This is a genomic window from Amnibacterium flavum, from assembly GCF_003097495.1.
GTDB classification, from domain to species: Bacteria; Actinomycetota; Actinomycetes; order Actinomycetales; family Microbacteriaceae; genus Naasia; species Naasia flava.
In genome coordinates this window covers 91,386-112,107 of sequence record NZ_QEOP01000004.1, presented here as the reverse complement: position 1 = coordinate 112,107, position 20,722 = coordinate 91,386, and the positions used below count along the sequence as shown (strand labels likewise).

At 68.8% G+C, this 20,722-nt stretch carries 21 protein-coding genes and 1 tRNA gene; 8 read left to right on the top strand and 14 right to left on the bottom strand.

Annotated features, from left to right (window positions below):
* Positions 1-298: 298 nt before the first annotated feature.
* On the bottom strand, positions 299-667 hold the full coding sequence (locus tag DDQ50_RS15730) for a UBP-type zinc finger domain-containing protein (RefSeq protein ID WP_377940272.1): 369 nt from the start codon (positions 665-667) through the stop codon (positions 299-301).
* 193 nt (positions 668-860) lie between these two features.
* Here DDQ50_RS15730 and DDQ50_RS15725 point away from each other — a divergent pair, with 193 nt between their 5' ends.
* From DDQ50_RS15725 to DDQ50_RS15715, 3 genes are all read left to right on the top strand, one after another.
* A complete protein-coding gene (locus tag DDQ50_RS15725) occupies positions 861-1,910 on the top strand; it encodes a cupin domain-containing protein (RefSeq protein WP_116757749.1) in 1,050 nt (349 codons plus the stop codon).
* A gap of 139 nt (positions 1,911-2,049) precedes the next feature.
* Positions 2,050-3,036: a GlxA family transcriptional regulator gene (locus DDQ50_RS15720; protein WP_240614467.1), complete on the top strand. Its 987-nt coding sequence runs from the start codon at positions 2,050-2,052 to the stop codon at positions 3,034-3,036.
* A 92-nt stretch (positions 3,037-3,128) separates the two neighbouring features.
* Positions 3,129-4,169, top strand: coding sequence for a helix-turn-helix domain-containing protein (locus DDQ50_RS15715; protein WP_205663673.1), 1,041 nt, complete (start codon positions 3,129-3,131; stop codon positions 4,167-4,169).
* 39 nt (positions 4,170-4,208) lie between these two features.
* On the opposite strand, the gene DDQ50_RS15710 is transcribed toward DDQ50_RS15715, so the two are convergent.
* The gene (locus DDQ50_RS15710) at positions 4,209-4,811 is read right to left on the bottom strand and encodes a TetR/AcrR family transcriptional regulator (RefSeq protein ID WP_116757747.1); all 603 of its coding nucleotides are present in this window, start codon (positions 4,809-4,811) and stop codon (positions 4,209-4,211) included.
* A 103-nt stretch (positions 4,812-4,914) separates the two neighbouring features.
* On the opposite strand from DDQ50_RS15710, the gene DDQ50_RS15705 reads away from it, so the two are divergent.
* The gene (locus DDQ50_RS15705; protein WP_116757746.1) at positions 4,915-5,454 is read left to right on the top strand and encodes an MmyB family transcriptional regulator; all 540 of its coding nucleotides are present in this window, start codon (positions 4,915-4,917) and stop codon (positions 5,452-5,454) included.
* On the opposite strand, the gene DDQ50_RS15700 is transcribed toward DDQ50_RS15705, so the two are convergent.
* From DDQ50_RS15700 to galU, 7 genes are all read right to left on the bottom strand, one after another.
* Positions 5,400-6,296, bottom strand: coding sequence for a helix-turn-helix domain-containing protein (locus DDQ50_RS15700; RefSeq protein ID WP_116757745.1), 897 nt, complete (start codon positions 6,294-6,296; stop codon positions 5,400-5,402). The genes DDQ50_RS15705 and DDQ50_RS15700 overlap by 55 nt on opposite strands.
* Positions 6,297-6,551: 255 nt before the next feature.
* The gene (gene msrA / locus DDQ50_RS15695) at positions 6,552-7,070 is read right to left on the bottom strand and encodes a peptide-methionine (S)-S-oxide reductase MsrA (RefSeq protein ID WP_116757744.1); all 519 of its coding nucleotides are present in this window, start codon (positions 7,068-7,070) and stop codon (positions 6,552-6,554) included.
* A gap of 2 nt (positions 7,071-7,072) precedes the next feature.
* On the bottom strand, positions 7,073-7,531 hold the full coding sequence (msrB, locus tag DDQ50_RS15690; protein WP_116757743.1) for a peptide-methionine (R)-S-oxide reductase MsrB: 459 nt from the start codon (positions 7,529-7,531) through the stop codon (positions 7,073-7,075).
* Between the two features lie 396 nt (positions 7,532-7,927).
* Positions 7,928-8,003 (bottom strand) — tRNA-Ala (locus tag DDQ50_RS15685).
* A gap of 64 nt (positions 8,004-8,067) precedes the next feature.
* Positions 8,068-8,988 (bottom strand): hypothetical protein, encoded by a 921-nt coding sequence (locus DDQ50_RS15680; RefSeq protein WP_116757742.1) that lies wholly within the window; start codon positions 8,986-8,988, stop codon positions 8,068-8,070.
* 198 nt (positions 8,989-9,186) lie between these two features.
* Entirely contained in the window at positions 9,187-9,837 is a 651-nt protein-coding gene (locus DDQ50_RS15675; RefSeq protein ID WP_116757741.1) for a GNAT family N-acetyltransferase, read from the bottom strand.
* Positions 9,838-9,880: 43 nt separating this feature from the next.
* A complete protein-coding gene (gene galU, locus DDQ50_RS15670) occupies positions 9,881-10,771 on the bottom strand; it encodes a UTP--glucose-1-phosphate uridylyltransferase GalU (protein ID WP_116757740.1) in 891 nt (296 codons plus the stop codon).
* 40 nt (positions 10,772-10,811) lie between these two features.
* Between galU and DDQ50_RS15665 the strand changes: the two genes are divergently transcribed.
* From DDQ50_RS15665 to mscL, 3 genes are read left to right on the top strand one after another with little or no spacing between them, the layout of a single operon-like run.
* Positions 10,812-11,405, top strand: coding sequence for a 5-formyltetrahydrofolate cyclo-ligase (locus tag DDQ50_RS15665; RefSeq protein WP_116757739.1), 594 nt, complete (start codon positions 10,812-10,814; stop codon positions 11,403-11,405).
* Between the two features lie 32 nt (positions 11,406-11,437).
* The gene (locus tag DDQ50_RS15660; protein ID WP_116757738.1) at positions 11,438-11,788 is read left to right on the top strand and encodes an FmdB family zinc ribbon protein; all 351 of its coding nucleotides are present in this window, start codon (positions 11,438-11,440) and stop codon (positions 11,786-11,788) included.
* Positions 11,785-12,291: a large conductance mechanosensitive channel protein MscL gene (gene mscL / locus DDQ50_RS15655; protein ID WP_338065167.1), complete on the top strand. Its 507-nt coding sequence runs from the start codon at positions 11,785-11,787 to the stop codon at positions 12,289-12,291. Before DDQ50_RS15660 ends, mscL begins: the two co-directional genes overlap by 4 nt.
* A 208-nt stretch (positions 12,292-12,499) precedes the next feature.
* On the opposite strand, the gene DDQ50_RS15650 is transcribed toward mscL, so the two are convergent.
* Positions 12,500-12,823 carry an ArsR/SmtB family transcription factor gene (locus DDQ50_RS15650; RefSeq protein ID WP_116757737.1) on the bottom strand — a complete coding sequence of 108 codons (324 nt, stop codon included), beginning with the start codon at positions 12,821-12,823 and terminating at the stop codon, positions 12,500-12,502.
* A 45-nt stretch (positions 12,824-12,868) separates the two neighbouring features.
* Between DDQ50_RS15650 and DDQ50_RS15645 the strand changes: the two genes are divergently transcribed.
* Positions 12,869-14,068, top strand: a complete 1,200-nt coding sequence (locus tag DDQ50_RS15645) for an MFS transporter (protein ID WP_116757736.1) — start codon at positions 12,869-12,871, stop codon at positions 14,066-14,068.
* Positions 14,069-14,104: 36 nt separating this feature from the next.
* Here the strand turns inward: DDQ50_RS15645 and DDQ50_RS15640 are convergent, their stop codons facing one another.
* The 4 genes from DDQ50_RS15640 to DDQ50_RS15625 form a co-directional block, all read right to left on the bottom strand.
* Positions 14,105-14,293: a hypothetical protein gene (locus DDQ50_RS15640; protein WP_116757735.1), complete on the bottom strand. Its 189-nt coding sequence runs from the start codon at positions 14,291-14,293 to the stop codon at positions 14,105-14,107.
* A 1-nt stretch (position 14,294) separates the two neighbouring features.
* Positions 14,295-18,050: a DUF4011 domain-containing protein gene (locus tag DDQ50_RS15635; protein WP_116757734.1), complete on the bottom strand. Its 3,756-nt coding sequence runs from the start codon at positions 18,048-18,050 to the stop codon at positions 14,295-14,297.
* 327 nt (positions 18,051-18,377) lie between these two features.
* A complete protein-coding gene (locus tag DDQ50_RS15630) occupies positions 18,378-19,103 on the bottom strand; it encodes a 5'-methylthioadenosine/adenosylhomocysteine nucleosidase (RefSeq protein ID WP_116757733.1) in 726 nt (241 codons plus the stop codon).
* 235 nt (positions 19,104-19,338) lie between these two features.
* Positions 19,339-20,673 (bottom strand): amidohydrolase family protein, encoded by a 1,335-nt coding sequence (locus DDQ50_RS15625; protein WP_116757732.1) that lies wholly within the window; start codon positions 20,671-20,673, stop codon positions 19,339-19,341.
* Positions 20,674-20,722: the final 49 nt, after the last annotated feature.

The window sequence follows — 20,722 nt, the reverse complement described above, 5'->3', positions numbered from 1 at the left end:
CCGCCCGTTGAGCCCGTCGAAACGAAGACCCTCCACTTCGACGAACTCAGTGAGCGGGCCCGCACACCCTTCACTTCGCTCCGCTCAGTGGGCGGGCGCCCCCGCCCGTTGAGCGCAGCGAAACGCAGGACACTCCGACGAGCTCCGCGAGCACCCCGCCCGTTGAGCCCGTCGAAACGAAGACCCTCCACTTCGACGAGCTCAGTGAGCGGGCCCGAACGCCCTTCACTTCGCTCCGCTCAGTGAGCGGGCACCCCCGCCCGTTGAGCGCAGCGAAACGCAGGGCACTTCGACGAGGTCAGCCCTCGGCGCGGTGCTCCGCCAGGATGAGCTGCCAGTCGACCGGGACGCGCTCGGCGGGGCCCGGCGTGGACTGCGACTCGGGGTGACTCGTCGGCGGGGCCAGCTCGGGTCCCTCCGTGTAGTCATCGGCGACGTAGTCCCAGAACCAGTCCTCACCCGGTTCGAAACTCCGCATGATCCGGTGACCGGTCGCCCGGAAGTGGGCCGTCGCGTGCGCATTCAGCGAGTCGTCGCAGCAGCCGATGTGCCCGCACAAGGCGCACCGTCGCAAGTGCACCCACCAGCTGCCCTCCGCGTCGCACTCGACGCATCCCGCACCGCTGGGCGGCACCGACGGATCGATGAACTGGGCCAGGTCTGCCACGGGGACCTCCTCGGGTCGACGACTGCGTCGAGGGCCGACGATCGCTCGTCACAGCATCGCCCCGCACGCTCGTTCCGTCCAGACCCTGTTGCTCCCCCGCACCCGAAGTCGAGGGAGAGAGTTCCGACGCATGTCGCAGAGCCCCCGCCACCGTCGGCCAATACATTCGGGACACGAGCAGAAAGCGAGCATCATGTCCGAATCAACCGGCTCCCGACACGTCAGGTCGCTCACAGGCGCACCCAAGCAGCACGACAGCGAACTGGGCTCCATCTCCCGGCTCACGCGGGACAGCTTCCCGATTCTCGCCGGGCTCTCCATCAAGCGGCTCGTGCTCGAGCCGGGGAGCATCCGCGAGCCGCACTGGCACGCCAACGCCGACGAGATCGGCTACGCCATCTCGGGCACGGTGCTCATCTCGATCCTCGACAACGGCAGCACCTTCTCGTCGTTCACGATCTCGGCCGGCCAGATGTTCACCATCCGCTCCGGGTCGCTGCACCACATCGAGAACATCGGAGACGACGCCGCGGAGATCATCGTCGCCTTCTCGCACGAACGCCCCGAGGACTTCTCCCTGCACGCCGCGTTCGGCGAGATGACCGACGCGGTGCTCGGCAACACCTACGACCTCGACGCCTCCGCGTTCGCGCCGATCAAGCGCGACACCTCCTCGCCCGCCATCGTGAAACGCACCGGACCGGCCGTCATCCCCGACACTGCCGGATTCAACAACCCGCACAAGTTCGACATCGAGGCGCAGAACCCACCGCTGCACCACCCGTACGCGTACGTGAAGCTGGCGCGCAGCCAGTTCTGGCCGAGCCTCGAACACCTCTCGATGTACTCCCTGACCATCGCCGACGACGGGATGCGCGAACCGCACTGGCACCCCACCACCGCCGAGATGGGCTACGTGCATCGAGGGCACGCCCGCATGTCGATCCTCGACCCCGACGGAACGGTCGACACCTACGTCGTCGGGCCGGGCGACACCTACTTCGTACCCAAGGCCTACCCGCACCAGATCGAGGTGATCGGCGATGAGGAGATCCACTTCCTGATCTTCTTCGACCAGCCCACCCCCGGCGACATCGGCTACCGCGCCTCCCTGTCCGCGTTCTCCCGCCCCGTTCTCGCCGCCACATTCGGCGTCGACCTCGAGACGCTGCCCGAGTTCCCGTTCACCCCCAACGATCCGCTGCTGGTCGCGAAGAGGAACCCGACCGACCCCGTCGACTGATCGCAGCGTCGCGTCCGCCCGGCGCGGCGATCCCAGCCTGACCCTGTCGCTACCAGCGGCTGTACCGCCGAGGCCCCACCCTGCTGTAATGGAGGCAGCATTCCACTATCGGGGGTGCAGCCGTTCATCGGAGGTCCGGGTGATCACGCCAGCGAAGGTGAGCGGAGGCCGGAAGCGGCGGATCGGGATACTGCTGTTCGACGGCGTGAAGATGCTCGACTTCGTCGGTCCTGCCGAGGTGTTCCTCGAGGCCAACCAGAGGATCGACAGCTACGAGCTCGTCATGATGTCCTACGACGGCGCCGATGTCACGACATCTCTCGGCGTCCGTGTGGGCGTGAACTCGTCGGCGGCCGACGGTGGCGTGTTCGACACGATCATCATCCCGGGCAGCGAACGGGCCGCCGCGGTGTTCACCCCGGACGTGCTCGAGGCCGCGCGCCTGCTCACGGAGCGAACGCGACGCATCACCTCGATCTGCAGCGGAGCGTTCGCTCTCGCGTCGCTCGGCCTGCTCGACGGCAGGAAGGCGACGACCCACTGGAAGTTCGCCGGCACGCTCGCCGCCCGATTCCCGGCGATCGATGTGAACCCCGACTCGATCTTCGTCCGCGACGGGCGGATCTCCACCTCAGCGGGCGTGGCTGCGGGAATCGACCTCGCGCTCGCCCTGGTCGAGGAGGATCACGGCGCCGCCATCGCCCGCAGCGTCGCGCAGCTGCTCCTGGTCTACATGCAGCGCTCCGGCGGGCAGTCCCAGTTCTCCGCGTCCCTGCGCGCCGCTCCCCCGCGCACCCCCGCGGCGATCGCCGTCGCCGAGTACGTCAACACCGACCCGACCCGCCCGTGCACGGTCACGGACCTCGCAGCGCACGCGAACGTCAGCACACGGCACCTCAACCGGATCATCCGCGAGGAGCTCGGCATGACACCGCTCGAGTACGTCAACTCGATGCGGCTCGACCTGGCGACCGGCCATCTCGAATCCGGAGCCTCGGTCGCCCAGGCCGCCGAGTACGCCGGATACAGCACGCCCGTCGCCTTCCGGCGGGCGTTCGTCGCGCGACTCGGGATCACCCCGTCCGACTATCAGCGGCGATTCCAGACCACCCGGCAGGCCTCGTAGGTATCCACGTCAGGACCACGCGAGCGCGAGACCGGATAACTACCGTGAAAATCGCCGCAGGTGCGACGAACAGATGAGATCGGAGATTCGCGATGGACCTTCAGGAGCTGGCCGATCAGCTGTCCGATGAGCTCGGCAGACCCGCGACCGTGTTCGATGCCGACGACCGGCCGCTCGCCTCGAGCGACGGCGCCTCCGCCCCGGTCCGCGACCACGTTGACATCCCGGTCCGGGACAGCACCCGCCAGCTGGCCACCTTCCGGCTCGTCGCGGATGGACGGCCGCCGCTCGGCGCGAGCGATTACGCCATGCTCGACGCCGCCGCAGGCATCGCCCGCGTCCTGCTCGCCGAGGACTCCTCGTCCACCGCTGCGGGCACCCGCGAGGAGTCGATGCGGCTGCTGCTCGACGACGACCCCCGCACCCGCCGCGCGGCGTTCGCCGACGCGGTCTCGCGTCGCTGGATCGAACGCGGCGGGCGCACCGTCGTGCGCGCGATCATCATCGACAACGGTGTGGGTCGGCTCCGACGGGCGACGTTCGCGCGTCACATCGCCGCCGCGACACCGGCGCACAGCACCGTCATCCGCGATCACGACTCGGTGCTGTACCTCGTCACCCGCGATGGCCGGAGCGGGGTCGACCTCGATGCGTGGATCCGCGAGGAGTCGGTCCGATTCGACGTGACCGTGGCGGGGATTGGAAGCGCGCATCTCGACCCCCTTGCGACGGATCTGGGCGACGCGGCCGAGCAGGCACGGGTCGCGGCCGACCTCAGTGCCGCCCTCCCCGATCTGCTGCCGGGGAGCAGCATCGACGAGCTCGGCGGCTGGGTCATGCTGCATGCGGTGACCGCGGACTCGCGCCGACTCTCGGATATCTCTCCTGCCGCCGAACTGCTCTACCGGGCGAGCGACCCGCTCCAGCGCGAAACGATCGAGACCTATCTCGACGCCGGCGGTCACGCGAGGGCGGCCTGCGAGAAGCTGCACATCCACCGCACGACCCTGTACTACCGGCTCGACAACATGCCGCCCGTCGTGCGGGACGCCCTGGACGACGGCATGAAGCGGAGCACGCTGCACCTCGCGCTCAAGCTCGCACGCCTGTGGGAAGCCACCGGCGCGATCTGACGGCTCCGACCCGCGGAGGTCTGAGCCCGGCCGTGCGGCTCAGGCCGCGCGGAGGAGGGCCGACATGCGCGTCGACGTGTCCGCGATGGCGCGGAGCTGCTCGACGGGAACACCGACTCGGCTGAGCGAGATGAGCCCCTGCGAGACGAGCACGATGTGGTTGCCGAGAGCGGGGATCTGCGCGTCGGCGAGGTCGATGTCCCCCGCGGCGACGCCCTGGGCCACCCGGCGCTCTAGGATCGATTCCATCCGGCCGATGGATCGGCGCCCGATGACGACGACATCGGGGAAGCGTGAGCCGAGTTCGGCGAGACTGTTGAGCATCAGGCAGCCGCGTCGGTCGGCGTGGGCGGTGCAGTCGGCGACGATCTCGGCGAGATAGTTCGCGACGGCCGACTCGAAGTCTCCGCGGTGCGAGCTCACCACGGTCTCGACGAGGCTCACGCGACCCTCGCAGTAGCGTTCGAAGACGGCGAGGAAGAGGCCGAGTTTGCTTCCGTAGGCGGAGTAGATGCTGCCGTTGCCGACACCGGAGGCCGCGGACACGTCTTCGATGGACGTACGGTCGTAGCCCTGCGCCCAGAAGATCTCCTGGGCGGCGTCGAGCAGGGACTGCTCGTCGAACCTCCGGGGTCTGGCCATGCAGTGAAGATTACCGGGTATGCGAGTTCGGTTATACGCGGGTGTCTCGGGTGTCCCTCCGAGGGCCATCAGGCGGCCGCGGCCCCGGAACTAGCGTGAAGTCATGCACGACGACGAGCACCGACGGGATCAGCGCGCCGACTTACGGGAGATGCTCGATTCGTGGGAGGGGATCCCCGCATTCCTCCGCGACAAGCACCTCGACATCGTCGCGGCCAACGGCCTCGCCCGCGCCCTCTCACCCGCATTCAACGAGGGCGTGAACCTCGCTCGTTTCGCTTTCATCGATGCCGCAGTGGACCGCGACGACCCGAACTACCCCAGGGCTGCCGGTCATGTCGCGGCGATGCTGAGGGAATCCCTCGACCTGCACCACGAGGACGATCCGTTCCGCGACATCGTCGGCGAGCTCTCCGCGAAGAGCCGCGACTTCGCGACGGCGTGGGCCGAGGAGCGCCCGGCCGACAACAGCGGATCCGTCCCTTTCGTCACTCCGGTGGGTCGGATGCAGCTCAACTTCCAGCAGCTGATCGTGCCCGGCGGATCCGGTGACGTGCTGATGGTGTTCCGCCCTGCGGACCACTCAGCTCAGGTGGCGCTGACGCGTCTCGCCGAAGTGGCGGCCGGCGCGAGTGAGGCCTGAGCCTCGTCGAGGGTGCGCGTGCGCCGGCCGCGGGTGCGGACGGCCAGGGCTTGCACGACGGTCGCGGCCTCGGAGCCGGGATCGCCGAAGAACGTGGTGAGGAACTGACCCGAGACGCCCGGGATCTCGAGGGTCTGCCAGCGGAACTCGATCCAGCCGAACCCGTCGACGAGGCTGGCGATCGTGCCGGTGGTCTGGGGTCGCGCGTCGTGGAGAGCCCACATCCGGCGGAACTCGCGGTCCCCCACCGAGAGCGACCCCACGATCTCCTGGAACCGCGGGTCGGCCGGATCGGCGTGGAAGCGGAGCGCGGCGAGCATGTCGAGGGTGCTGGACGTCCACAGATCCTTGCGCCCCGCGGCGGCTCGCTCGCGGAACGTCGCAAGGAGGAGGTTGTTCCCGGGAACGAGGTAACCCGGTGCGAGTTCGGCGGCCGGCGGGTTGACGGCGAGCACGTCCTGATTGCGATCGGAGACGTAGGCGGGGGTGTGCGACCACTGCTCGAGGAGGCGCAGCACGCCGTCGCCGACACCTCGCCGGGTCCTCACCGGCCGGGCCGCGCGCACGGGGTGCGCCAGTCGGTGGAGGTACACCTGGCTCGTCTCGTCAAGCAGCAGCGCCCGACCGAGCGCGGAGAGGACCTGCTCCGACGGCTGGTGGTCGCGTCCCTGCTCGAGGCGGAGGTAGTACTCGGCACTGATGCCGGCGAGGGCCGCGACCTCTTCGCGCCGGAGGCCCGGCACCCGTCGGGGCTCGTCTCGTTCGATGCCGACATCCTCGGGTTGAAGCAGTTCGCGCCGCGCCCTGAGGAACTCCGCGAGCGGTGTCCTTCCGGTAGCCATCTTCCCTCCCCCGTGTCCTTCGATCGGTATTCCGACCGTGCTTCATGCTGGCGCGGAGAGCGCTCACACGGTGAGGCCGGAATCGGCCGTGCGTAGTCCGCTTAGGGACAGACAAACGAGCGGAAATGAACATCCGGTGACGGCTCGATGCCCGGCTCGGCGCCCTGCCGGGCGCGTGGCGCCGACGGCGATCACCGGGAACGCCGATGGCCCGCCACCGGTGAGGTGACGGGCCATCTGCTGGTGCTGCTCGGATCAGCTGGTCAGCTGCTCCTCGCGCTTCGGGAGCTTCCAGCCCGGGCGCACGTAGTGGCAGGTATAGCCGTTGGGGAGCTTCTCCAGGTAGTCCTGGTGCTCCTCCTCCGCCTGCCAGAACGCGCCGGCCGGCTCGACCTCGGTGACGACCTTGCCGGGCCAGAGCCCGGACGCGTCGACATCGGCGATGGTGTCGAGGGCGACCTGCTTCTGCTCGTCGTTCGTGTAGTAGATCGCGGAGCGATAGCTGCGTCCGACGTCGTTGCCCTGACGGTTCTTCGTCGACGGGTCGTGGATCTGGAAGAAGAATTCGAGCAGGTCGCGGTAGGAGATCTGCGAGGGGTCGAAGACGATCTCGACGGCCTCGGCATGGTCGCCGTGGTTGCGGTAGGTCGCGTTCGGGGTGTCGCCACCGGAGTATCCGACCCGTGTGGAGAGAACTCCGGGTCGACGGCGGAGGAGCTGCTGGGCTCCCCAGAAACATCCTCCGGCGAGGATGGCGGTCTCAGTCGTGGCCATGTCTAGGCCTCCTTCGTGGTGAACAGGCTGCGGTAGTCACCGTAGCCCTGGCTCTCCAGCTCATCCAGGGGGATGAACCGCAGCGCCGCGGAGTTGATGCAGTAGCGGAGGCCGCCGTCCTCGATGGGTCCGTCGTCGAAGAGGTGACCGAGGTGGCTATCGCCGTTCGCGGAACGGACCTCGGTGCGGATCATCCCGTAGCTCTTGTCGTCGCGCCGGATGACATTGGCCGGGTTGATGGGTCGGGTGAAGCTCGGCCAACCGGAGCGGCTGTCGTACTTGTCGGTCGAGGCGAACAGGGGCTCGCCCGACACGATGTCGACGTAGATGCCGTCGTCGTGGTTGTCCCAGAACTCGTTCATGAACGCCGGCTCTGTGGCGTCCTCCTGGGTGACGGCGTACTGACGCTTCGTCAGCTGCGAGATCGCGGCCGGGTCCTTGCGGTACTCGGTGGTGGTCATTGGTGCTCCTCAGCTACGAGCCGCTGGCTGCGGCCCTCGTCTATAAGAACAGCCGACCCTGGCCGAAAGTTCCCGCCCCCGGCCCAATCACCTGCGTATCCCCTGTGAGCTCCCAATGCCTCCCCGCCGCCTCGACCGCTCAATCCCACCGACGCCCGCCGCCCGTTGAGCGCAGCGAAACGAAGGCCGACATCCCGCGCTAACGCATGGCGCCGCTCAGCGACCCAACAAAACCGCCGCCCGTTGCGCCCGTCGAAACGAAGGCCGACATCTCGCACTAACGCATCTCTCCGCTCAGCGACCCAACGGGACTGCCGCCCGTTGAGCCTGTCGAAACGAAGAACCGAGGACTGACAACCAAAAAGGTCGCCACCCTGAGGGTGACGACCTTTTCCTTGGTGGACCTGAGGGGATTCGAACCCCTGACCTCTTCATTGCGAACGAAGCGCGCTACCAACTGCGCCACAGGCCCAAGTGCCCGTCAACACTAGCATTTCGCCAGCCGTCAACCGAACCAGCCGACGAGCCGCCGAACCTCAGACGGCGCGCCGCTTGCGCAGCACGTCGTTCAAGTCGGTGATACCCGGGCGGGTCTCCCCCACGATGCCCATCGCCGCATAACCCGACGCCTTCGCAGCGGCCGGAGCCGCCTCGCGTGACGGCATCGGGGCCACCTCGGGAGCACGCTGAGCAGACCGCAGCGCCTCATCCGCGCGCTGAGCCGCGGCCGCCAGGTCGCGCTGAGCGGATGCCGCAGCGGAGATCTGGTCCGCGTCGCGACGCGACAGGTAGAGAGGCTTCGGGAGCGGGACAGGCGTCCACGTGGGACGGGCTGGCTCGCTGCGCTGCCAGTCCGTGAAGCTCTGCACCGGGGCCGCGACGGCGACGGTGCGGTCGACAGCCTGAGTCGCCCGGCGGGCGGCCTTGACCGTCGCCACTCGCTGCAGGAACCCGAGAGCGGCGAATACGCCGAGGGAACCCGCGATGAGCGGCAGCCAGTTCATGTTCACGATCGCCTCGCCGATCCCGAACCCGGCGACCACGACCGACCCGACCAGCACGAGCGAAGCGAGAAGGCGGGTCCTGCGGAGACGAGCAGCGGCCAGTGCCTGAACGGCCGCCGCCTTCTGGCGGGGCTCTCGCGGCGACTCGTGCTTGCGGGACAGCGTGCGGGCGGCAGCCGCCTCTCGGGCGCGGGCGACGGCCTCGGCCTTCTGGGCGGCGATGCGCAGGGCCCTGTGCTGCTCCGCCACGCTCTTCGCTGTCGTCTCCACGCGAATCTCTTCTGGCACTTCTGCCGTCTCGGCCAAAATGCGCAGAGTCTGCTGCAGTCGGACCGCGTTGCGTTCCGTGGCGATGTACTGCCGACGGCGAATCCACGTCGGCATCAGATAGAGCAGCCAGAGCGCAGCTGCAAGCGCGATTACCGCTCCGCCGCCGACGCCCTCAACACCCATCCCACCAAGTTAGGGGTCGCCGGCATCACACCGCGCGAAGCCGACGGGGTGTGTCCGGGCGATGTTCGCACCAACCCCCGACACGGCTCGATCCGGCGTTCCGAAAACTCCGAATCGGCACTGCGGAAGCGACAATTTCACCCGGAATCCGGCGCGTCGCGCGGCCCCGTCAGTGAACTGTGAGAACGAGCGCCGAGGTCAGCGCGGAGGGAAGGTCTCATTGGCGGCGAGGCGGTCCCGCTCGGGGATCTCCGCCGCGTCGGCGGGCACGAGGCCGCGCGTCCACCGCTCCATGACGCCCTCGGGGATCTCCTCCGACACGAGCGCGAAGCAGAAGTGATCACGCCAGTCGCCGTTGATGTGGATGAAGCGACGCCGCAAGCCCTCGTAGCGGAACCCGAGCTTCTCGACGACCCGCAACGACTTCGCGTTCTCGGGACGGATGCAGATCTCGATGCGGTGCAGGCCGAGCTGCTGGAAGCAGTAATCGGTGGCGAGGGCAACTCCGGTCGGGGTCGCACCGGCGCCCGCGAACCGTTCGCCGATCCAGTAGCCGATCGACGCCGACGAGGTCGATCCCCAGGCGATGCCGGACACGTTCAGCTGGCCGGCGAGCGCGCCGTCGACCTCGATGACGAACGGGAGACCCTGACCGCTGCGCGCGTTGCTCTGCAGCGCCCGGATGCTCGAGCGCGTGTCGAAGCTCATCGGCCCGCGCGGATTCGTCGCCTCCCACTGACGCAACCAGCCGCGGTTGTCGAGCAGCTCTCGCTCGAGCTCGCGCGCATCCTTCAACCTGATGGGTCGGATCGTCGTGCGCCCCTGACGCAGGGTCGGAATGATGGCCACGTGCGCCGCCGCTTTCGCTGAAAAGGTCTGGAGAGGTTCTACGTCAGTCGAGAGTCGAGACGAAGTTCTTCAGCCAGGGGTTGAGCTCGGGTGCGAGATCGGTTCGCTCCGACGCCAGCTGGACGATCGCCTTGATGTAGTCGATCTTGTCACCGGTGTCGTACCGGCGTCCACGGAAGATGACGCCGTAGACGCCGCCCTTCGAGTCGTCGGCGGCGAGGGTCTGCAGCGCGTCGGTCAGCTGGATCTCGTTGCCCTTGCCAGGAGGCGTGTTCTCGAGAACCTCGAAGACCTCGGGGCGCAGCACGTAGCGGCCGATGATGGCGTAGTTGGACGGGGCCGACTCGGGCGAGGGCTTCTCGACCAGGCCCGTGATCTTCACCACGTCGTCCTCGTCGGTCGTCTCGACCGCCGCGGCGCCGTACAGGTGGATCTGGGACGGGTCGACCTCGAGGAGCGCGACGATCGTCGCGTTGCGCTTGCCCTGCTCCTCGATCATGCGGGTGAGAAGGGGGTCGCGGGCATCGATGAGGTCGTCACCGAGGAGGACCGCGAACGGCTCGTGGCCGACGTGCATCTTGGCGCGGAGCACCGCGTGGCCGAGACCCTTCGGGTCGCCCTGGCGCACGTAGTGCATGTCGGCGATGTCGGTCGACTCGTTGACCCGCTCCAGCTTGGCGAGGTCGCCCTTCGCCTCGAGAGTGGCCTCGAGCTCGGCGACACGGTCGAAGTGGTTCTCGAGCGCGTTCTTGTTGCGCCCCGTGATCATGAGCACGTCGTGAAGACCGGCGGCGGCCGCCTCTTCGACCACGTACTGGATGGCCGGCTTGTCGACGACCGGGAGCATCTCCTTCGGCATCGCCTTGGTTGCGGGCAGGAATCGGGTGCCGAGACCGGCGGCAGGGATCACTGCCTTGGTGATGTGGTGAGCCATTCGGCAAGGGTAGCCGGACGGAACACCTAAAATCGTCTGTATGCCGGCGGACCTGAGCCCCCAGAAGAGGGCGTTGCGCGCGGAGCTGCGCGAACGTCGCCGCAACTTCACCTCGACCGAACGCTCTGCGACAGCGGCGGGGATCACCGAGCGACTCATCGCTCTCGCCCAGTCCGTCGGCGCGAAATCCGTCTCGTGCTACCTCAGTGCGACCGACGAACCCGACACCCGCGGGTTCCTCCGCTGGGCCGACGAGCAGGGCATCCGCGCCCTCCTCCCCATCGCCCGGGTCGACGGTCTGCTCGACTGGGCGATCGCGGCGGGTGACGACGAAGAGGTGGGACTGTTCGGCATGCCCGAGCCGGTCGGCGAGCTCCTCGCCCCCACCGCGATCAACGACGTCGACCTGATCATCGTGCCCGCGGCGTGCGTCGACAAGCGGGGTGTGCGGCTCGGCTGGGGTCGCGGATACTTCGACAAGACCCTCGGTTCCATGGAGAACTGCCCTCCCGTCTACGCGGTAGTCTTCGACACCGAAGTCCTCGACGAGGTCCCGCGTGAGCGCCACGACCAACCGGTCGACGGCGCCGTCACGCCGACGCGCACCCTTCGCTTCACCGCTGATCGCACCTGACCCGGCAGCATCCGGATCGGGGAGAGAGAGACATGCCTACCTACTCTTACAAGTGCACGAGCTGCGACAACGCGTTCGACATCGTGCAGTCGTTCACCGACGACTCCCTGACCACTTGCGAGGTGTGCGGCCAGCCGCTGCGCAAGGTCTTCTCGCCGGTCGGCGTGACCTTCAACGGTTCGGGGTTCTACCGCACCGACTCGCGCGCGGGCGGCAAGTCAGGCGGCTCCAGCTCGTCGAGCTCCAGCTCGTCCAGCTCGTCCAGCTCCAGCTCGTCGAGCGACGGCGGCTCGAAGAGCTCGTCCGACTCGTCGAATTCGGGTTCGACCAGTTCAGCGCCGGCGAGCAAGCCGGCAACAACAGGAGGAGGGTCGGCGGCATGAGCGACGGCAAAGGCGGAGTCCTGAGGGGTTTCCGCGAGTTCATCCTGCGCGGCAACGTGATCGACCTCGCTGTCGCGGTGGTCATCGGAACCGCGTTCACGGCGATCGTCACCGCGATCGTCACCAGCATCATCAACCCGTTGATCGGAGCCGTCTTCAACGCGGCCAGCCTCAACGAAGCCCTCGTCGTGACCATTCCGACGATCTCGGGCGGGGAGGCGGACCTGCTCTTCGGCGCCGCGCTCGCCGCGGTCCTCAACTTCGTCATCGTCGCCGCGGTCGTGTACTTCGCGATCGTGCTTCCGGTCAACCACGTGACCAAGCTCGCCTTCTCCCGCAAGAAGAAGCAGGAGGATGAGCTGCCCGCCAACGTCCCGCCGACCGAGGCCGAACTGCTCACGGAGATCCGTGACCTGCTGGCCGCGCGCGCCGACGCCGATCTGGCGCTCGGCGCGACAGGCAAGCACGCTGTCGTCGAAGACGACCCGGCGAAGAACGCCTGACCTCAGCGGTCGTAAGACCCCGCGTATTTCGACGGGCTCAATGAGCGGCTCCGCCCCGCCCGTTGAGCTCGTCGAAACGAAGGGCCCACCACCCGCCCGCCCGTTGAGCCCGTCGAAACGAAGGGCTCAGCACCCGCCCGCCCGTTGAGCTCGTCGAAACGAAGGGCCCACCACCCGCCCGCCCGTTGAGCGGAGCGAAACGAAGGGCTCAGGCGGACGGGGCCGAAGCGACCAGCGCGTCGACCAGCCCGGGGAACCTCTCGTCGAGCTCGGCCCGACGCAACTGGATGGCGTGGGTCCGCCCGTTCACGATGGTGAGGGTGACTCCGGCCTCGCGCAGCGCCTTGAAGTGGTGCGACAGCGTCGACTTGTGGACGTCGAAACCCCAGTCGGGTGCGCTCTTCGAATGCGGTTCGCCGTCGGCCAGCACGCGCACGATCTGCAGTCGGATAGGGTCGGCGAGTGCGCCCAGCACGTCGACGAGCTGCACATCCGTGATGTCGGGAGCGGGGTAGTCGAGAGACATGGTCATCCTGGTTAGTTTGACAACTATCAAACGATGTCGTACTTTCACGGTATGACGTCGATCAAACAATCCTATCAGGGTTCAACCCTGAAGCTGGCCCTGCTGGGGTTCGGGCTCTTCGTCGCCGGAACCAACGCATTCGTGATCGCCGGCCTGCTTCCCGATATCGCGGACACGCTCGGCGCCACGCCGACCGATGTCAGCTACTCGATCACCTCGTACTCGCTCGTGGTGGCAGTCGCCTCGCCGGTGGTATCGATCGTCCTGGCGCGGGTTCCGCGCTCGCTCCTCATGTCGGCGGGCCTCATCGTGTTCGCGATCGGCGGGGCACTCGCCGCGTCCAGCGACTCGATCGGGCTCTTCATCGCGGGCCGCACCCTGTCGGGTCTCGGCGCAGCCGCCCTGGTGCCGACCGCCACCGCATCCGCGGCCTCCCTCGCCCCGCCCGAGAAGCGCGGCCGCGCCCTCGCGATCGTCGGCGCCGGCTTCACGCTCGCCACCGCGGTCGGCTCCCCCTTCGGCACACTCCTCGGCGGCTCGGCCGGCTGGCGCGTCCCACTGTGGGCGCTCGTCGGTATCGCCGTGGTCCTCGCCGTCGCGGTTCCGCTCGTGGTGCGCGGGCTCCCGATCGGCCATCCCGTCTCGTTCCGCCGACGCCTCGCGCCGCTGGCGGATCGGCGCATCCTCGCTCCGCTCGGCACGACGCTGCTCATGGTCGCCGGCTTCAACGTCGTCTACATCTTCAGCTCCGCCGTGACCGAACCCTCGACCGGCGGCTCCGGTGCTCTCCTCGCGGTGCTCCTGCTGAGCTACGGAATCGCCGGCGTGTTCGGCAACCTCGCCGCGGGCCCCGCCACCGACCGCCTCGGCAGTCGACGCGCTGCCATCATCGGTCTCAGCGGTCAGATCGCGTCGCTCATCGTGCTGACCTTCGTCGAGTGGTCGTTCGCTGCGACGATTGTTGTCTTCGCGGTCTGGGGCTTCGCCGCCTTCGCGATCGCCGTCCCGGTCCAGCACCGACTCGTGGGCGTCGACCCGGAATCGGCGGGGGTGACCCTGTCGTGGTACTCGACGGCCATGTACATCGGCATCGCCATCGCGCCGCCCCTCGGCAACGCCGCGCTCGCACTGGGTGGGCCGGCAGCACTCCCGATCGCGGGTGCCGCGTCGACCCTTCTCGGGCTGATCCTGTTCCTGATCAGCTACCGGATCCGGAACGGCTCCCGCGAACTGCCCGCTTCGGGGAGTTAGAGCGCGCGCGCACTGCCCGAATTGGGCAGGTCGGCGTCAGTAGTGGGGCGGTTTGTCCCGCAGGAGCTGCTCCTCGTTGCCCGATTTCGATCCGCGGGAGGGCTGTCCACCCCACCCCTCGTCGGCATCCTCGGACGCCTTGACCACCTGCTGCGGCAGCTGAGGAGTCGGATCGCTTCCGGGCACCGGCTCTGTGCGGACGCGCCGGGACTTGCGTTCGGCCATCTCAGCCCGCGATGACGGGGATCGCTTCGGTCTTGGGCGCGAGGTGCACCGCGCCGAGAGCGATGGCGATCTTGCGCGCGACCGACTCAGGGTCGGCGAAGAGCTCGAAGCTGTGCACGCGCAGGTAGTGCCAGCCGAGACGCTTCAGCATCTCGGGTCGCAGTCGCAAAGACTCGCGGAGGCTCATGCCGCCGACGATGCCGTCGGTCTCGATGGCGATCGCCTTGCCCTGATACGACGCCACGAGAGCGACCCTGCCGCGGTAGCCGAGCGCCGTCTCGAGTCCGAGCGCTTCGAGCCTGCGGGACAGGTCGACGAGCATGGCGTCGCTGTCGTCGGGGATCGGGTCCTGCGAGATGCGCGCCTCGGCCTCGGCGAGGATCTCACCGAGCGCGAGCACACCGTGGCCGACCCGCTCGGAGGTGATGTCCTCGGGGCGGAAGCAGGACACGATCACGAGCGAACGGCGGGCACGGGTGACAGCCGCGGCGAGCAGACGATCGCCGCCCGGCTGGCCGAGCGAACCGAAGTTCGACAGCAGTCGGCCGTGAGGGGTGCGACCGTAGCCGACGGAGAAGATGACCCGGTCGCGACTGAGCGCGACGGCCTGCTCGAGCGTCACGACCATGAAGGGCTCGGACTGCTCGCGGAGGAAGAAGTCGGTGACCTCGGTGCGGCGGGCAACCGCGCGGAGTACCGCCTGCTGCACGCGGACCGCGTGACGCTGGCTCGCCGTGACGACGAGGAGCGACTCCTTGGGCCGGTTGATCGCGTGGTCGAGCACGAGGTCCACGACGCGGATGACCTCGGCGTCCACGCTCTCGACGGTGCCGGTCTCGGCGTCGGGAAGGGCTCCCCCGTCGCGGATGTAGTCGAGCACCAGGCTGCCGCGGCCGAGGAAGGTTCCGGCCCACGGCATCGACTGGATCTTGCCGCCGTAGAAGCGCCGGTTGACGAGCTCGACGAGGTCCTGTCCGCCGGCGCGGTAGCTGCGGGTCAGTTCGAGTGTCGGCAGCAGCTCGCCGAGCCGGGCGAGTGCCGAGTCGTTGTGGCGGGCGTCGAGCTCGTTCTGCTCGTGCAGTGGTGCGTCGGGGTGGGCGCTCAGGTCTTTGACGCCGATCGAGAAATCGGTCGGCGTCTGCGTGACGGGGTCGCCGAAGAGGACGGTCTGACGTCCACGACGGATCGCGCCCAGCGACTCGGCGACGCTGACGGATCCGGCGTCCAGCACGAACACGGCGTCGAAGGGGATCTCGTCGGAGATCGCTTCGACCTCGTACGGCGAGGTCAGCCAGACGGGGGCGACGAGCCGGGACAGGTGCGGCGCCGCGCGGTGCAGGGAGTTCGCGTCCGCCTGCTCCGCCTTCAGCACCCGCTTGAGAGCGTCGGCCTCCTGCGGCCAGTCGACCACGCCGATCCGCCAGGCCTCGGCGAGAGCCCAGGCGAGCTGAGGTGCGCTCCCGGCGGCGTGCGCCTCGTCGACAAGCCGGAAGTCGGCCTCGAGCCGGTCGAGCACCTGGGTGTTGCCACCGAGCAGTGCGCGGTCGGTACGCAACATCCGCTCGAGCGCCGAGGTCCACCACGCAAGTTCGAGTTCGATGGCGACCCGATGCTCGGGCACGTGACGGCGGGAGAGATCGTCGAGGAGGGGATCGAGGTCGAGCGAGCGGAGCGTGCTCATGAGCGCGGTGCGCTCCTGCAGGTTGTCGAGCACCTCGGAGTCGGCGGCGAGGGCCTCGAGGCGCTGCTGCAGCTCGGGGATCAGGAGCTGGCTGAGAGCGGTCGCGCTCGCGGTCTGGCCGAGAGGCTCGTCAATCGCGGCGAGGTCGGTGGACAGGCGCTGGTAGGCGAGCTGCACATCGGCGATTCCGACGGGGATCTCGGGGGTCACACCGGCGGTCACGAAGCGCTGGTAGAGCACGCGCTGCTGCTGGATGCGCACGAGAGCCTCGTGCAGGTCGGCGACGTGCACTCCGGGTCGGACGTACTCCCGGGCGAGCTTCTTCAGACGACGACGGTTGCCGCCGCTCATGGCCTCGGCCTCGCGCCGCGGGCCGGTCGCCGCGATGAGCTCGCCGAGCGAGCGGTCGAACACGACAGGCTGGAACCGGTCGAGCGTCTCGCGGATGTCGAGGAGCAGGCGCAGGTAGATGCCGAGCTCGGCGATGGTGTCGAAGGGGCGGAGACGGGTCTTGCCGACCAGCTCGTTGGCCCGGTCGAGCAGGCGCGGCAGCTCGTTCTCGTGCAGTCGTCGCGCGATGCCGTGGACATCGCTCGCGGCACGGGAGGTCGTGAAGTTGGCGCCGTACCAGGGCGAATCGCCCGGGCCGTAGCGGAACTCGCCGAGAGCCGCGGCGCGCACGAGCGACTCGGCGGCACCCGCGCGGTCGGTCGCGAGGGCCTCGATGGCGCGGTCCGTCAGTCGGGAGGTGGTCTGCGGGGCGTCGGGAAGCAGGGCGAGGCGCGCGAGTTCGGCGAGGGCGTCGAGAGCGGAGATGCCGAGGACCGGATCCTGACGGGTGAGCGCCCCCCGGTAGTCGAGCAGGACGTGACGCAGACGCAGCAGCGCATCGTCGACGTCGGCCGAGCTCATGGCCTGGGCCTTCTCGTTGCGACTGATGGCCTGGATGATGTCGCGGCGAACCGTGCGCGGCGAGATGGCGACGCCCGGCAGGCCGACCTCGGCGAAGCGCGCGCTCACGGCCTTGAGGGTCGCGTGCCGCGCGCTGACGACCAGCACCCGCTTGTGCTGGGCGACGAGGCAGCCGAGGGCGTTGACGATCGTCTGGGTTCCGCCGGTGCCGGGGAGTGTCTTCACGACGACCGAGTTGCCGGCCGCGATCTGCGCGATCGCGACCTCCTGCTCGGAGTCGGCGTCGAGCAGCAGATTGTCGCTCGCGGGAGGACGGTGGTCCTGAGCGACCGGTTCGGCCGCCGTGTACGACTCCGAGATCGTCCAGCGCGCGGTCGGGTTGCCGGCGAGCGCATCGATGATCGGGTGATCGAGCTTGCGGGCGTCGGCGAGCATCCGCGGCGCGACCTCGGCGAACGAGGAGGCGACGAGACGCGGCTGCACGCTGAACCAGCTGATGTGCGAGGTGAGACCGCGGAGGCGGTCGATCACCGGCTGCGGCTTGAACTGGTCGTTCGACCCGGCGAGCGCGACGAACGCGCGCGGGTCGAGCGTGATCTGGAACTGCTCGTGCAGGGCGCGGGCCAGTGCGGGGTTGAGGAACGGGGCGCCCTTGAGGCGCAGCTCGAAGTCCTTGCCGTAGCGGCGCAGCGTCATCGGACGCAGGAGCAGCGGTGCGCGGTACTCCTTCTTCTCGAACTTCCATTCGGCGATGCCGATGGCGAGGTGGATGGAGTCGATGCCACGACTCGAGCTGAGCTCGATGCCCTTCGCGGTCATGTTCGACGCGGCGATGCTCGCGGCGCGGAAGGCGATGTCATCGCGGACGAGGCTCGACAGCAGCGTCGCCTTGCCGGTGATGAACTGGGCGAGGCCTCCCGGGTGGGTGGCACTGAGTTCGATGCGGGTGCGGGGCGAATCGACGAGGTGCAGGAGCGGGGACACTCCGCCGACCTTCGCGAGCTCGGCGCGCCACTTGTCCCAGACCGGTTCTGCGACGTTGACAGGGGTCAATCGAGGGTCTCCGACGCTGATGTTGTGAGCAGCCGTCACTGCGGCTGCGAGCGATGCGACCGGCACGGAGCTCAGCTCCGATTCGTCACTTCTCTTGTCTGCACGCCACATAGTGCCACCCTAGGTCTGCGCCGTGAAGAAACGCCGAAACCGTCCGGGGTGTCTCGCGGACGGGCACCCAATTGGCGTCCAGCCGCCGCCACGCACGAGGTCGGGACGCACCCGGCGAGGTCACAGGGTTTTTCCGATCTGCTGCGGGTAGCGTTCCGCCTGGTCGTCGGTAACCCCTTCTCCGACGAGCCTTGTAGAGGAGCACCCGTGGACCGCATGCCCGAGAACGCAGCCGACATCATCGACCCGACCGCGACCCAGCCGCTCGACCTCGCCGAGATCAAGGCTCTGCTCGCGGAGTAGGACCTCGGCTCGACCCGCGAGGGCTCAGGCGCCGCTCGACTCGTCCTCCAGGTAGAGGCCCCGGATGATCGAGACCACGACGTGCGCCGAGCGCGCTGCCGCATCGTCGATGTTGGCGTCGAACACGTCGCCGGTCTCCTGATCGGCGAGGTCGGAGATCGCCCGCACCGAGATGAACGGCACCTGGTAGCGGTAGGCGACCTGGGCGATCGCGGCGGACTCCATGTCGACCGCCAGCGTTCCCGCGAAGTTGTCGCGGATGCTGCGCGCCCTCACCGGCGCGACGAACGAGTCGGTCGAGACGACGACGCCGCTGTGCGTCGGATACCCGGCGCCCGCGATGGCGTTGCTCGCCGCGCGGACGAGACCGTCCGGGGCGTCGTACCGTGCCGGCATGCCGGGCACCTGGCCGAGCGCGTAGCCGAAGGCGCGTGCGTCGGCGTCGCCGTGCAGCGTCGCTGCGGCGACGACGACATCGCCGACCGACACCGTGTCGCCCACTCCCCCGGCGCTTCCGGCGCTGATGACGGTGACGGGCTCGGTGAGATCGAGGCTCTCGAGGACGGCGGTAGCCGCGCTCGCGGCGTTCACGAGGCCCACCCCGCTCTGCACGACGAGCAGCGCCTCGCCGTCGATGAATCCCGTCCAGACGACGCCGGTCGGCGTTTCGACCTCGGACTCGATGCTGTCGGCGAGAGCTGCGACTGCACTCGCCTCCTCGCGCATCGCGGCGATGACGACGACGGTCACGCGGGGACCTCCGCCAGCGGTCGACGGGACTGCATGCGGCTCATCGGATGTCCTCCTTCAGGCGGCGCCAACTCTACCCACGCGGGGCGGTGCGCTGATCCCCGGGCGGGAATCTCCCGCTACAGACGCATCGGGCGTGCCGGGTACGGCCGAATACGTCCGTTCCGGACAGATGCGTGCGCCGGAACGTGCGTTCGTGCCCGGTGTATCCGCGTGGGGAGGGAGGGGGCGGCGCTCAGATGGAGACGGCTTCCGCTACGAGGCGTCTGCCGCTGAGCGTGTCCCAGTCCGTCTGCTGACGGGCCAGCGCCGCCGGGGCGTCGATGGTCTGCACCACTCCGTCGGCCATGAGCCAGCGCCCGGCGACCATCGTGTGACTGACCGACGCTCCGGAGGTGCAGTAGACGAGCGCCGACTCGAGCGACTGCGCGCCCCGCGGCCCGCGGTGGATCGCCGCGACGGGGATCGCGATGAGGTCGGCGACCGCACCCGGCACGATGCGGCCGTCGTCGACTCCTCCGTCGAGCGCGCGGTGGCCCCGCACGGTGGCGATCTCGAGGATCTCCCGCGAGGTCACCTGATTCGGGACCTTCGAGGTGAACGCGGCCAGCTTGCCGAGTGCGCGCATCTCCTCGAAGAGGTCCACCCCGGTGTTGTTGCAGACGTTGTCGGATCCGAGCGCGACATTGACGCCGGCGTCGAGGGCCTCGCGCACGGGAGCGGCGGGGGCACCGCTCTGCATCGCGACCGACGGGATGACCGCCATCGTCGCGCGAGTCCCGGCGAGGATCGGCAGCTGGTCCACGGGCACCGTGTTGCAGTGGGCGAGGATCAGCGGGAGGTCGAGCAGCCCGAACTCGCGCATCACCGGCAGGGCGGGACGGCCGTACTCGGCGAGACAGAAGTCGTCCTCCTCGCTCGAGGTCGAGAAATGCGCGTGCAGGCCGATGCCGAGCCGGGCCGCGAGGTCGACCTCGATCCGGATGGCGTCGGGCTGGTTGTCGACGAAGAAGGCGTGCGGGCCCACCCAGCCGCGCACCAGCTCGTCGGACTGCGTCGACTCGACGAACGCGGTCGTGGCGGCCAGCTCGCGGGCGCGGGCGTCGTCGTCGCCGAGCTCGACGATCCCCCAGGCGATGCGCGCGCGGAGCCCCGACTGCTGGACCGTCGGCACGATCTCGTCCGCGAAGAAGTACTGATCGGCGAAGGCGGTCGTGCCGTGGGCGATCATGTCCGCGCAGGACACCGCCACCGACGCGGGAACCAGTTCGGGCGTCAGGTACTCCTCATTGGCGCGGAGGGTCTCGAGGAAGCCCTCCATCGTGAGCAGCGAGACGCCTTCGGCGACGCCGCGCATGAGCGACATCGGGGTGTGCGCGTGCGCGTTCACGAGGCCGGGCATCACCACGCTCGCACCGAGGTCCGTCACCTCGGGACCGCTCGGACGTGCGCCCGTGACCGCCGAGACGGAGAGCACGCGACCCTCCTCGATCTCGATGGCTCCGGGAGAGAGCACGGGGTTGGCCGGATCCCCGGTCCAGACGTGGTCGGCGACGATGAGCTGGGTCACTGTTCTCCTCAGGATGATGGCGGGTCGGGTGCGGCGGTTCCGCCGTGGG